The following is a 13,008-nucleotide window of genomic DNA, read 5'->3' on the forward strand; positions in this document are numbered from 1 at the left end:
TGACTGCCATACAAGAGAGTGCCTAAGTTTCTCTTGTATGGCAGTCAAGAGGGCTGCCGTGCCCTCGAACAGGAGGTCGCCACTCCATGGCTTCTCCCGAAAAACTCGCCCACGTCGTGCTGCGCACCGGCCGCCTGTCGGCCATGACCGACTGGTACGTGCGCGTCCTCGAAGGCCGCATCGCCTTCGCCAACAAGGCCCTCGCCTTCCTGACCTACGACGATGAGCACCACCGCGTCGCGCTGGTCGCCACCGGGGCGTCCGAGCGTCCGACGGAGGCCCACAGCGGCCTTCACCACGTGGCGTTCACCTACGCGACGATCGCGGATCTGCTCGACACGTACCAGCGGCTGAAGGGCGGCGGCATCGCCCCCTTCTGGTGCATCAACCACGGGCCGACCACCTCGATGTACTTCGAGGACCCCGACGGCAATCACGTCGAGCTCCAGATCGACAACTTCGCCACCGCGGAGGCGCTCGACGAGTGGTTCCGGTCCGGGGACTTCGAAGCCAACCCGATCGGGGTCGACTTCGACCCCGACGACCTGGTGCGGCGTTTCGAATCCGGTGAGTCCCTCGCGGACCTGGTCAGGCGCGCATGACGGACATCGACGCCCCGGTCGTCATCATCGGAGCCGGTCCCGTGGGACTGGCCACCGCGCTCGTCCTCGGCCGCCACGGCGTCCGCAGTGTCGTCTGCGAGCAGTATGGCGGGATCAACCCGCACCCCCGGGCCCATGTCGTCAACACCCGGTCCATGGAACTGTTCCGGGCCTGGGGCATCGCGGACGCCGTCCGGGCGGACGCGGTGGACCCGGCCCAGGCCGGCACCATCCTGTGGAAGCGGACCCTCGCCGGGGAGCCCCTGGGCCGGATCGACTTCGCGGACGGCGCGCAGAGCTCGCTCGCGCAGCGGGCGCACGCCTCCGCCGAGCTGTTCGCCTCCTGCGCCCAGGACCGGGTGCAGCAGCACCTCCTGGACGCGGTCCTCGCCCAGGGCGCGGCCGCCGTCCACTACGACACCACTGTCGTCGAGGTGGCGGACCACGGTGATGCCGTCGACGTCACCCTGGAAGGCCCCGGCGGGCGGCAGGTCCTGCGCACCCGCTACGTCGTGGCGGCGGACGGAGCGGTCGGGAGCACGCGCGACAAGCTCGGCATCGCGATGGAAGGCTCTCCGGTCCTCGGCCACGAGCTGAACATCTACTTCCACGCCGATCTCTCCCCGTGGATGCACCAGGACCCCGCCCTGTTGGTCTGGCTGATCAACGACACCTCCCCGGGAGTCCTCATCGGGATGGACGGCGCCCGCCGGTGGACCTTCCAGCGGAGCTTCGACCCGGCCGTCGAATCGCCGCAGGACTACCCGCCCGAACGGTGTGCCCAGATCATCCGGGACGCCGTCGGAACCACCGAACTCGACGTGGACATCCGTTCCGTGGGGTCGTGGACCTTGACGGCCCGGACCGCCGAGACCTACCGCCGCGGCCGTGTCCTCCTCGCCGGCGACGCGGCGCACCAGTTCCCGCCGACCGGCGGTCTCGGCATGAACAGCGGCCTCGCCGACGCGGACAACCTCGGCTGGAAGCTCGCCGCCGTGCTGGGCGGCCGTGCTTCCGACGCCCTGCTCGACAGCTACGAGCGGGAACGCCGCCCCATCGCCGTCGACAACGCCCGCCACAGCATGCTGAACGCCATCAAGATGGCCGAGGTCGGCATCGGGCCCGAGACGGGCGGAATCGCCGCACGCCTCGCCAGTCCGGACCCGGAGGTCGCCGAGGCGGAACGCCGGCGGATCGCGGAGGCCGTCCCCCGGCAGCGCCCGCACTTCGACGCGCTCAACCAGGAGATCGGGTACGTCTACGGAGCGGCCCGGCAGGTGTTCGGCGCGGGCGGCCCCCCGCCCTCGGCCACCGACTACACGCCGACCGCCGTTCCCGGAGCGCGGCTTCCGCACGCCTGGGTCGAACGCGACGGGGAACCGGTGTCCACTCACGACCTCCTCGGACCGGGCTTCACCCTCATCACCGGGCCGAAGGGAACCGGCTGGGCGGAGTCCCTCACGGAGCCCCTCACGGAGTCCCTCACGGAGTCCTGCGAGGAGTCCGCGGAGACCTGGGAGGGCATGGTGCAGCGGACCGTCGTCCTCGGGCGTGACGTCACCAGCCCGGACGGCCGCTGTCCCGAGCTGCTCGGGATCGGTGCGGACGGAGCCCTCCTCGTCCGGCCGGACGGTCACATCGCGTGGCACAGCACCGGGGGATCGACCCCCGCGTCGGCTCTCACCGACCTGCTCCGCGGAGCCGAGCGGCCCGCCCCGTAGTGCTTCGTCAGGTCCTGCCCCCGGCCGCGGCCGGCATTACGGCTCCGTCCGGGGGCGGACCTTGTGGGGAGCGCCGGTCCTCGCGCCCGGCGCTCCCGATCCATCGCCCCGGCCTCCCGCCCCCACTCGACGGCCCGGCGCGCCCGGCAGACCGGCCGAAGGGCCCGCGCCCTCCCCGCCGACCACCTGCGATGCCCCACCCGGAGGAACACAGCGGTGACCCCTCAGAACACGACCGGACCCCGGCCCTCGCTCCAGGACCGCCACGTCCGCGAAGAAGGCACCATCCATCTCACCGGCATCCAGGCTCTCGCCCGCCTGCCGCTCGACATCCGCCGCGCCGACCGTCGGGCGGGCCGCAGCAGCGCGGGATTCGTCTCCGGGTACGAGGGTTCGCCGCTCGCCGGATACGACATGGAGCTGGCGCGCTGCCGCCCCCTCCTCGACGAGTACGACATCGTCTTCCGCCCCGGCGTCAACGAGGAGCTGGCGGCGACGGCCGTCCAGGGCACCCAGCTCGCCGCCGCGCAGCCGGACAAGCGCGTCGACGGCATCACGGCCGTCTGGTACGGCAAGTCCCCGGGGCTCGACCGCGCCTCGGACGCGATCCGGCACAACAACCTGATGGGCACCCACCCGGATGGAGGCGCGCTGGCCCTGGTCGGTGACGACCCCGCCGCCAAGTCGTCCACCGTTCCCGGCGCCTCCGAACTGCTCCTCGCCGACCTCGGTCTGCCCACCCTCTACCCGTCCGACCCGCAGGAGGCGCTCGACTTCGGGTTGCACGGCGTGGCGATGTCCCGGGCGTCCGGCCTCTGGGTGGCCCTGAAGATCGTCACGGCGGTGGCCGACGGATCCGGCACCGTCGACGTGAGCGCGGGCCGGATCTCCCCGGTCGACCCGGACCGCGTCATCGACGGAGTGCCGTACCGCCATACCGTCGGCACCCGGCTGGTGCAGCCGGCCCTGGGCCGGATGGAGCGGACCCGGGACGGCGCCCGCCTGGAGATCGCCCGCCGGTACGCGGCCGCCAACGGCCTCAACCGGATCACCGTGACGGGGCCCGACGACCGCATCGGCATCGTCGCGGCGGGCAAGACCTTCCTCGACGTCCGCCAGGCCCTGCGCATCCTCGGGCTCGACGACGCCGAACTGGAGCGGCGGGGTGTGCGCCTGCTCCACCTCGGCATGATCCACCCGCTCGAACCCACGGTCGTCGAGCGGTTCGCGAGCGGACTGCGCCACATCGTGGTCGTGGAGGAGAAGCGGCCGTTGATCGAGACCGCCCTCAAGGACCTGCTCTACGGGCGCGGTGACCAGCCGTCCGTCTCCGGCAAGCGCGCACCCGACGGAACGGTCCTGTTCCCCCTCGACGGAGAACTCGACCCCGACACCGTGGCCTCCCGGCTCGCCCCCCGGCTGACCGCGATGGCCGAATTCCCCACCGTGCGCGGCTGGTTGGACGCCGAGCAGCCGGCAGCGGCCCGGCGCAGGGTGCTGCCGCTCCTGCCGATGGCGACCCGGACCCCCTACTTCTGTTCCGGCTGCCCGCACAACCTCTCGACCAAGGCACCCGAGGGCGCCGCCGTCGGAGCCGGGATCGGCTGCCACGCCATGGTCACGCTCATGGACCCGGCCCAGGCCGGGGACGTCATCGGCATGACGCAGATGGGGGGCGAGGGTGCCCAGTGGATCGGGATGCAACCGTTCCTCACCCGCGACCACCTGATCCAGAACCTCGGGGACGGCACGTTCCACCACTCCGGCAGCCTCGCCATCCGGGCGGCGGTCGCGGCCGGGGTGAACGTCACCTACAAGCTGCTCCACAACTCCGCGGTGGCGATGACCGGTGGGCAGCAGCCCGTCGGCGTCATGCCCGTGCCCGCGATCGCCCAGGAGCTGTTGGCGGAGGGCGTCAAGCGCGTCATCGTCACGACCGAGGACGTCAAGCGCTACCGGAGGGCCGCGCTTCCGAAGGGCGTCGTCGTCTGGCACCGCGACCGGCTGCCCGAGGCCCAGGACCTGCTCGCCCGGACGCCTGGCGTCACCGTGCTCGTCCACGACCAGGAGTGCGCGACGGAACTCCGGCGCAAGCGCAAGCGCGGCCTCGCGCCGGAGCCTGCCGAGCGCGTGGTGATCAACGAGCGGGTGTGCGAGGGCTGCGGCGACTGCGGGCAGCAGTCGAACTGCCTCTCCGTGCAACCCGTCGACACCGAGTTCGGCCGCAAGACCCGGATCGACCAGTCCTCCTGCAACAAGGACTACGCCTGCCTGGCGGGGGACTGCCCCTCCTTCCTCACGGTCGTCCCCGCCGCCCGGGGGCGCGCCTTCACCGCCGCACCCATGCCGGACAGCGCCGCCCTGCCCGATCCGGAACCCGCCGTGCCGGCGTCCCACACCACCCGGATCGCCGGCATCGGCGGCTCCGGCGTGGTCACCCTCGCGCAGATCCTCAGCACCGCGGCCTCGCTCGTGGGCCTGCACGTCCGGACCCTCGACCAGACCGGCCTGGCCCAGAAGGGCGGCGCGGTGGTCTCCGACATCAAGATCACCACGGAACCGACGGACCAGGCCGGCAAGGCCGCCCTGGGGGAGTGCGACCTCTACCTCGGCTGCGACCTGCTCGTGGCCGCGGAACCCGGAAACCTGTCGGCGACCGCCCGGGCGCGGACGGTGGCGGTCGTCTCCACGGCAGAGGTCCCGACCGGACGGATGGTGATCGACCCGACCGTGCCGTTCCCGCCGTCCGAACCGCTCAAGGAACGGATTCGGGCAGGAGCCCGGGACACCGTCTTCCTGGACGCGCGGCGGCTCGCCGGCGACCTGCTGGGCGAGGACCAGTTCGCCAATCTCCTGCTGACGGGCGCGGCCTACCAGACCGGTGCGCTGCCGATCCCGGCGCACGCCATCGAGGAGGCGATCACCCTCAACGGCATCAAGGTCGAAGCCAACCTCAAGGCCTTCCGCCTCGGCCGTCAGGCCGTTGCCGACCCCGAGGCCTTCGCCGCCCTCCTGCACGGGAGTTCCGCTCCGGCGCGGCCGGGGGGCCGCCTCGCCGCCACGGCCCGCGGCGTCCTCGGTTCGGCCGGGGCGGCCCCCGGGTCGGAGCTCGCCCGGCTGCTGGAGGTCCGCGTTCCGGAGCTCATCGCGTACCAGAACGTCGCCTACGCGACGAGGTACCTGCGCTTCGTCGAACGGGTGCGGCGGGCCGAGGGCGAACGCGTGCCCGGCTCGACCGCACTCGCCGAGGCCGTGGCCACGTACCTGTACAAGCTGATGGCGTACAAGGACGAGTACGAGGTGGCCCGGCTCTCCCTCGACCCCGAGGTCGAGCGGGAGGTGAGGGCCCGCTTCGGGGACGGCGCGCGGATCTCCTACCGGCTCCATCCGCCCGTGCTGCGGGCACTCGGGATGACCCGCAAGATCGAACTGGGCCCCTGGTTCAAGCCCGCCTTCCGCGCCCTCGCGGCGATGCGCGGCCTCCGCGGCACCCGCCTCGACCCGTTCGGAGCGGCCCGCGTGCGACGCACCGAACGGGCCCTGGTGGCCGAGTACGAGGCCACCATGACCGAGGTCTGCCGAGTCCTCGACGAGGACGTTCACGCGCTGGCTCTCGAAATCGCCGCACTGCCCGAGATGGTGCGCGGCTACGAGGAGATCAAGATGGCATCGGTCGCGCGGTACCGGGCCCGTTCCGAGGAGCTGGTCGACCGCCTGCACTCCCCGGACCGCGCCCAGGGCGGGGTGACGCCGGAGCCGTTCGCCTGACGGCGGCTCGTCCGGTCCGGTAACCCCGGACCGTGAGTACCCGCGGGGCGGCGGCCTGATCGCCGCTCATCGGGCCGGTCTTTCGGGTAGTTGGCCTGCCGAAGCGGCGGGGCGTACGGTCTCTCGGGCGGCGCCCGGTCCGGTCGCCTCCCGACCGCCGTTCGCAGCAGGAGGGTTCAGGCGCCATGGTGATCTCCGGAACGCACCGCACCCTGCTCGGCAGACTGCTGCCCGGCGAGGATCCGGCGGGGCTGACGATCCGCCAGGGGCAGTTCCACCACGTGGTCATCGGGGCGGAGCGCGTCGTCTGCTTCGCCCGCACCGGTGCTGCGGCCGAGCGGCTCCCCGGCCGGGCCGCGCGACTGCGCGACCTCGCCGGGCTCGGCCTCGGGTTCCGCACCCCCGAGCCGCTGGAGGAGGGAGGCGGCGCGGGCCCGGACGAGCCGGCGTACCTGGTGCTCACCCGTGTGCCCGGGGCGGTCCTGGCGGAGGACGTCCTCGAAGACCCCGAGGCGGCGGAGGCGGTCGCCGCGCAGTACGCCGCGCTGCTGTCGGCGTTGGCCGCGGCCGGCGGTGACGATCGGGCGCGCGCGGCCCTTCCGCACGCTCCCGAAGGGGAGTGGCGGGAGTTCGCCGACGGGGTCCGGGCGGAGCTCCTCCCGCTCATGCACGACGCCGGCCGGGTCCGGGCCGCGCGGGAACTCGCCGCCCTCGACGGTCTTCCCCACCTCACCTCCGCCGTGGTCCACGGCGACCTCGGCGGGGAGAACGTGTTGTGGGAGACCGTCGACGGCCTGCCGAGGCTCAGCGGTGTGGTGGACTGGGACGAGGTCGCCCTCGGCGATCAGGCCGAGGACCTCGCGGCGATCGGCGCCTCCTACGGCGAGGAGCTGCTCGGCCGGGTGCTCGCCCTCGGCGGCGGGGCCGCGGGCGGCGACGCGGCCGGCCGGATCGCCGCGATCCGCGGCACCTTCGCCCTCCAGCAGGCCCTCCAGGCCCGGCGCGACGGCGATGAAGGGGAAGTGGCCGACGGGCTGGCGGGCTACCGCTGAACACCTGTGCCGGGCGCCGTCGGCGGCGCGGCCACGGTTGATGCCGGGGCCTTCCGTCGCTGCGGCACGCACCAGCCGGCACCCGCCCTGACCGGATCGTTCCGCATCCAGGCCCGATGGGGTCTTCGCCCGGGCGCCCCGTGGCGGTGAGGATCGAGGCATGACCAACGCACTCCTCGTCATCGACGTCCAGGAATCCTTCCGCCGCCGCGAGAACTGGGCGGCCGTCTCCGACCCCGGGATCGTCGGGAAGGTCGCCCGGCTCGTCGAGCACGCCCGGGCCGAGGGCGACCTCGTCGTCTGGGTCCTGCACGCCGAGCCCGGCACCGGGACGGTGTTCGACCCCGCTCTCGGCCACGTCCGCCTGATGGAGGGGCTGGAGCCGGTGGAGGGGGAGCCCGTCGTCACCAAGACCTCGCACAACGCGTTCACCACCACCAACCTGCAGCAGCTGCTCACCCAGCGGGGGGTCCGCCGACTGGTGGTCAGCGGCATTCGCACCGAACAGTGCTGCGAGACCACCACCCGGGTGGCGGCCGACCTCGGCTACGACGTCACGTTCGTGGTGGACGCGACCGCCACCCACCCGATCGAGCACCGCGACGCGCCGGCCGGGCGCAGCCTCGACGAGATCCTCGCCGATCCGCGCACGCTCTCCACGGACGAGATCATCGCCCGCACCGAGTACGCTCTGGCAGGCCGTTTCGCCACCGTCACCACCGTGAAGGAGCTGACCGGATCGTGACCCGTGTCGTCTTCCTGCTGGTCCCGCAGCTGCACCTGCTGGACCTCTCCGGGCCCGCCCAGGTGTTCTCGACGGCGGCGGACCACGGGCTCGGCTACACGGTCGGCTACGTGGCCGAGCAGGAGGACGTCCCCACGGCGCAGGGGCTCGCGCTGCGGGCTTCCGTCGAGTGGCCGCGGCTCACGCCGGACGACCTGGTCGTGGTTCCCGGTTGGCGGGCGCCGATGCTGCGGGCGCACGGGGAGCTCTCCCCGGCGACGCTGGAGCGACTGGCCGCCCACCACGCGGCCGGCGGTACGGTCGCCAGCGTCTGCGCGGGCGCGGACGCGCTCGGCCGGGCGGGGTTGCTGGACGGGCGCCGCTGCACCACGCACCACGACCTGCAGGACGAACTGGCCCGCCGCTACCCGAGGACGGCCGTGGTGCGCGACGTGCTGTACGTGGTGGACGGCCGGGTGGTGACCTCGGCCGGCATCGCGAGCGGCATCGACCTGGCCCTGCACCTGGTCACCGTCCGGCACGGGCCGGCAGCGGCCGCCCGGATCGCGCGGGAGATGGTCGTCCACGCGCGGCGCAACGGAGACGAGCGGCAGGTCAGCGTGATGCTCCGGCACCGCGCCCACCTGGTCGACGCCGTCCACCGGGTGCAGGACCTGATCGACGCCCGCTTCACCGCCCGGCTCAGCCTCGCCGACCTCGCCGGCGCGTCGGGCGTCAGCGAGCGCACCCTCACCCGCCACTTCACCGAGGCCACCGGACTCACCCCGCTGCGCTACCAGCAGGAGCTGCGCGTCGAGCGGGCCGAGCACCTCATCGCGCACGGCGCGACCACGGAGGCCGCCGCCCGCGCGGCCGGTTTCCAGGACGCCAGGATGCTCCGCCGCCTGCGCGCCCGCGCCGAGGCTGTTCGCACCGGTGCGGGCAAGGCCCTCGCCTCATGACGGCCCGTTCGACGGGCCGAGGGCCATCCCGGACTCCAAGGGCCTCCAGGACCGGGTACCGCGAGCTGATCGCCGCCCGCCGGGCGCTCCACGCGCGGCGGTCGGCCTCCGTCGGCTGCGGAGTGTGCGGCCTCTCGGCCACGCGTTGCGGGCCCGTCGTCACCAGGCCAGCGGGAGTTCGTAGATGCCCTGGACACCGCTGTCGGCGGGCTTGACGGCGAGGCGGTCGGCCGGGCCGGCGACCCGGAGGGTGGGGATGCGGGTGACCAGCGTGTGCAGGGCGATCTGCAGTTCGGTGCGGGCGAGGTTCTGGCCCAGGCACTGGTGGGCGCCGTGGCCGAAGGCGGTGTGCCGGGCGTCCGTACGGGCCAGGTCCAGGTGGTCGGGGTCGGGGTAGGCCCGCGGGTCGCGGTTGATCGCGGAGTTCGGGAGCAGCACGCCGTCGCCCTCGCGGATGGTCAGCGCTCCGACCTGGACGTCCTCGGCGGCAACCCGGGTGGCGACGTCCGCGACGGAGAGGAAGCGCAGCAGCTCCTCGACCGCGCCGGGGACGAGCCGGGGGTCGGCGCGGAAGGCGGCCAGTTGGTCGGGGTGTTCCAGCAGTGCCAGGGTGCCCAGGGTGATCATGCCGGCGGTGGTCTCGTGGCCGGCCATCAGCAGGATGAGGGCCAGCGCGGAGATCTCCTCCCGGCTGAGCGTGCCGTCGGCTAGGTCCTCCTGGACCAGGGTGTCGATCAGGCCGTCGCCGGGCTCGCCCTCCTTGCGGACGATCAGGGCGTCCAGGTAGCCGCGCAGGCCGCGCAGCGCGTCGAGGGTGTCCTGCTCGCCCGCCTGCCGGGCCACCAGCCGGGCGGTCTGCTGCTCGAAGTACGTGTGGTCCTCGTACGGCACGCCGAGGATGTGGCAGATCACCAGGGAGGACAGCGGCAGCGCCAGCGCGCCGGAGAGTTCGGCGGGCGGGCCCTGGCGCAGGATGGCGTCGACCAGTTCGTCGGTGCGCCGCTGGATCGCCGGGCGCAGCTCGTTGATCCGCCGCGCGGTGAAGGCGGAGATCAGCCGGCGGCGGTAGGCGGTGTGCGCGGGGGCGTCCATGCCGATCAGCAGGGCCTGCTTCTGGATGGACGCGCGGCGCGGGCTGGTCACCGGGAATCCCGGGTGCGACCAGTCGGAGGACAGCCGCGGATCGGTGAGCAGCGCGCGCGCCTCCGCGTGGCCGACGACCGTCCAGACCGCCCGGCCGTCGTAGAGCCGCACCCGGGCCAGCGGGCCCTGCTGCTCGCGCAGCGTCCGGTAGCCCGCCGGCGGGTGGTAGGGGCAGGTCCGCGGCTGGGGGAACTCCGGCAGCCGCTGCGCGGCATCGGCGTGGGCCGTGCCCTCCATGGGGGTCCTCCTGCGGCTGGTCGGTCCGGGCGGCGCCCAGCGTTTCCGCCTCCGCTTGGCGTGGCCTAAAGGCCGCCTTGCGGCGGCGGGCGGTGGCGGGCGGAGTCGGGCGGAGCCGGGGCTCGGCTCCTTAGGGGTGGCTTTAGCGCCGTCCCGACAGTGGCCGCAGGAGGACGCCGGCCGCGCCGGCCGCGCCGCGACCTCGGCTGCTCTCCGTGGACCGGCAGCCACAGCCCGCTCGTGCTCCCGGCCGCGGCAGCCGTGCCACCCTTCCAGCCGACGAGGAGAAACCCGTGACAGAACGCCCGTTGAGGTTCGGGGTCAGCATCATCGACCCAGCGGTGGACTGGCCGGTCGTCGCGCGCGAGGCCGAGCGCCTCGGCTACGACGTGCTGTCCGCCGTCGACCACGTGGGCCGCTCGTCCCCGTTCCCCGGCCTGGTGGCGGCGGCGGCCGCCACCGAGCGGATCCGGCTCGGCACCTACGTCGCCAACGCCTCGTTCTGGGAGCCCGAGCTGCTGGCCCGCGAGGCCGCCACCGTCGACCGGCTCTCCGGCGGCCGGCTGGAGCTGGGCATCGGCGCGGGCCAGAGCGTCGTGGCCGCGACCGCCGGGTGGAGCGCGCAACGGCGCCTCGACCACCTGACGGAGACGGTCGAGCGGGTCGGCCGCCTGCTGTCCGACCCGGAGCACCTCCCGCAGGGCGTCCAGGCGCCGCGCCCGCCGCTGCTGATCGGCGGCCACGAGGACGCCGAACTGGCCCTGGCCGCCCGCGAGGCGGACACCGTCGCCTTCATCGGCGCCCGTCTGGAGCCCGGCGGCGGCCTCACCCTGGCCGACGCCGGGGAACTGGCGGAGCGGGTCGCCTTCGTCCGCGCCCATACGGCCGGCCGGGAGCCCGAGTTCAACATCGGGGTCAAGCTGGTCGTCGTCACCGAGGACCGGCGCTCCGGCGCCCTGGCCGCCCGCGCGCTGGCCCCCCAGCTGAGCGTCGACCGGATTCTGGACCTGCCGACCGTCCTGATCGGCACGCACCGGGAGATCGCCGAGCAGATCCGCAGGCACCGGGCCGACCACGGCTTCGGCTACATCACCGTCCTCGGCCCCTACCTGGAGCAGTTCGCGCCCGTGATCCGCCTGCTACGGGAGGACGGGCAGTGAGCTCACCCGTCATCGTGGCCGGGGCGGGCCCTGCCGGTCTGACCCTGGCCGGGGAGCTCGCCCTGGCCGGCGCGCCCGTCGTCGTCCTTGACCGGCTGCCCGCCGCCGACCCGCACGCCCCCGGCCAGGCCGTCAACGCCGCCACCGTCGAACTGCTCGACCAGCGCGGGCTCCTGGACGACCTGCGCGCCGACGCCATCCCGCTGCCCGGTGCCCACTACGCTCTGCTCTGGCTGCACCCGCAGCGCCTGGCCGGACCGCGGGAGCACGGCCTGATCGTCCCGCAGACCCGCCTGGAGGCCGCACTCGCCGAACGGCTCACCGCCTCGGGCGTCGAGATCCGGCGCGGACACGGCCTGACCGGCCTGCGCCAGGACGCCGGCGGCGTCACCGCCCGGATCAGCGGCCCGGACGGCCCGTACGAGCTGCGCGGCTCCTACCTCGTCGGCGCCGACGGCCAGGACAGCACCGTCCGCCGCCTCGCGAAGATCGCCTTCCCCGGCGGCGACTGGGCGCTCTCCGGCCTGGTCGCGGACGTCGAGACGGACTTCGCGGCGCTGGCCCCGGAGCACCTGGGCGCGCGCCTGACCGAGGCCGGCGCCATGTACTCCGCCTGCCCGGCCGGGCCCGGGGTCCTGCGCGTCATCACCGCCACCGCCACCGCCACCGCCACCGGGCGGGCCCGGGGCGCCGTCCGGGCACCCGCCACCCTGGAGGAGCTCCAGCGCGAGATCACCCGGCTCACCGGCTGGCCGCTGCCCGCGGGGGCGCTGCGCTGGGCCGAGCGGTTCACCAGTACCAGCGGCAACGCCGAACGCTACCGCGACGGCCGGGTGTTCCTGGTGGGCGACGCCGCGCACACCTTCTGTCCGCTCGGCGGCCTGCGCATCAACACCGCCGTCCACGACGCCGTCAACCTCGGGTGGAAGCTCGCGGCCGACCTGAACGGCTGGGCGCCCCCCGGTCTGCTCGACACCTACCACGACGAGCGCCACCCCGCCGGCGCCCGGGCCGTGCGCGCGCTGGACGCCCAACTGGCCCTCGTCCAGGGCCCGGAACACGTCGGCGCACTCCGGGACCTGCTCACCGACCTGATCGGCCTCGACGACGTCAACCGGTACCTGCTGGAGCTCGTCACCGGCACCGACGTCCGCCACCCCAGCCCGGTGGACGGACACCCCCTCGTCGGCCGCCGGCTGCCGAACCTGCCCCTCGTCACCACCGACGGCGCCCGCACCACGACCGCCGCCCTCCAGCGGCGGGCCCGCGGGATCCTGCTCCGACCCGGCGGCGACGGACGGCGCCACCACGACGGCGCGCACCGCTGGAGCGACCGGGTCGACACCGTCAGCGCCCGCCCCACGCCGGAGCTCACCGCCGCCACGGGCGGCGCCGCCGTGCTCCTGCGGCCCGACGGCCACATCGCCTGGACCGACCCGGCAGCGGCGCCCGCCACCGCCCCGGCTCCGGGCGGCGGACCGGCCCTCGCGGAGGCCCTCAGGGCCTGGTTCGGCGACCCGCGCTGACCCCCGCGGCGACAACGACGGCGGACGCCCCGCCCCCGCTTTCGCTGCCTCGGTGTGGCCAGTGGTCGGAACGGTGGCCATCGGCGTGCTCGCCGCGGCCCTCAACGTAGTGA

9 protein-coding genes are annotated in these 13,008 nt (G+C 74.1%); 8 read left to right on the forward strand and 1 reads right to left on the reverse strand.

Features of this window, described 5'->3' with window-relative positions:
• The first annotated feature begins 86 nt into the window (after positions 1–86).
• The 6 genes from ACFC0B_RS10120 to ACFC0B_RS10145 all read left to right on the forward strand — a co-directional run bounded on the left by ACFC0B_RS10120 (position 87) and on the right by ACFC0B_RS10145 (position 8,829).
• On the forward strand, positions 87–602 hold the full coding sequence (locus tag ACFC0B_RS10120) for a VOC family protein (protein ID WP_376084450.1): 516 nt from the start codon (positions 87–89) through the stop codon (positions 600–602).
• Positions 599–2,323 (forward strand): FAD-dependent monooxygenase, encoded by a 1,725-nt coding sequence (locus ACFC0B_RS10125; protein ID WP_376084452.1) that lies wholly within the window; start codon positions 599–601, stop codon positions 2,321–2,323. Before ACFC0B_RS10120 ends, ACFC0B_RS10125 begins: the two co-directional genes overlap by 4 nt.
• Before the next feature lie 216 nt (positions 2,324–2,539).
• Positions 2,540–6,091 carry an indolepyruvate ferredoxin oxidoreductase family protein gene (locus tag ACFC0B_RS10130; RefSeq protein ID WP_376084454.1) on the forward strand — a complete coding sequence of 1,184 codons (3,552 nt, stop codon included), beginning with the start codon at positions 2,540–2,542 and terminating at the stop codon, positions 6,089–6,091.
• A gap of 95 nt (positions 6,092–6,186) precedes the next feature.
• The gene (gene vph / locus ACFC0B_RS10135; RefSeq protein WP_376085090.1) at positions 6,187–7,143 is read left to right on the forward strand and encodes a viomycin phosphotransferase; all 957 of its coding nucleotides are present in this window, start codon (positions 6,187–6,189) and stop codon (positions 7,141–7,143) included.
• A 160-nt stretch (positions 7,144–7,303) separates the two neighbouring features.
• Positions 7,304–7,888: a cysteine hydrolase family protein gene (locus tag ACFC0B_RS10140; protein WP_376084456.1), complete on the forward strand. Its 585-nt coding sequence runs from the start codon at positions 7,304–7,306 to the stop codon at positions 7,886–7,888.
• Positions 7,885–8,829, forward strand: coding sequence for a GlxA family transcriptional regulator (locus ACFC0B_RS10145; RefSeq protein ID WP_376084458.1), 945 nt, complete (start codon positions 7,885–7,887; stop codon positions 8,827–8,829). Before ACFC0B_RS10140 ends, ACFC0B_RS10145 begins: the two co-directional genes overlap by 4 nt.
• Positions 8,830–8,988: 159 nt before the next feature.
• Here ACFC0B_RS10145 and ACFC0B_RS10150 read toward each other — a convergent pair whose 3' ends face one another.
• The gene (locus tag ACFC0B_RS10150) at positions 8,989–10,209 is read right to left on the reverse strand and encodes a cytochrome P450 (RefSeq protein WP_376084460.1); all 1,221 of its coding nucleotides are present in this window, start codon (positions 10,207–10,209) and stop codon (positions 8,989–8,991) included.
• Between the two features lie 293 nt (positions 10,210–10,502).
• Here ACFC0B_RS10150 and ACFC0B_RS10155 point away from each other — a divergent pair, with 293 nt between their 5' ends.
• Entirely contained in the window at positions 10,503–11,369 is an 867-nt protein-coding gene (locus ACFC0B_RS10155) for a TIGR03621 family F420-dependent LLM class oxidoreductase (protein WP_376084462.1), read from the forward strand.
• Positions 11,366–12,895 carry an FAD-dependent monooxygenase gene (locus ACFC0B_RS10160; protein ID WP_376084464.1) on the forward strand — a complete coding sequence of 510 codons (1,530 nt, stop codon included), beginning with the start codon at positions 11,366–11,368 and terminating at the stop codon, positions 12,893–12,895. The genes ACFC0B_RS10155 and ACFC0B_RS10160 overlap by 4 nt, the downstream gene beginning before the upstream one ends.
• Positions 12,896–13,008 lie beyond the last annotated feature (113 nt).

Source organism: Kitasatospora sp. NPDC056184 (assembly GCF_042268405.1).
GTDB lineage: Bacteria > Actinomycetota > Actinomycetes > Streptomycetales > Streptomycetaceae > Kitasatospora.

Bases quoted from the DNA above. Each gene is read 5' to 3' on its own strand.
- ACFC0B_RS10120 (WP_376084450.1), top strand. From the start codon at position 87: ATGGCTTCTCCCGAAAAACTCGCCCACGTCGTGCTGCGCACCGGCCGC.
- ACFC0B_RS10125 (WP_376084452.1), top strand. From the start codon at position 599: ATGACGGACATCGACGCCCCGGTCGTCATCATCGGAGCCGGTCCCGTG.
- ACFC0B_RS10140 (WP_376084456.1), top strand. From the start codon at position 7,304: ATGACCAACGCACTCCTCGTCATCGACGTCCAGGAATCCTTCCGCCGC.
- ACFC0B_RS10150 (WP_376084460.1), bottom strand. From the start codon at position 10,209: ATGGAGGGCACGGCCCACGCCGATGCCGCGCAGCGGCTGCCGGAGTTC.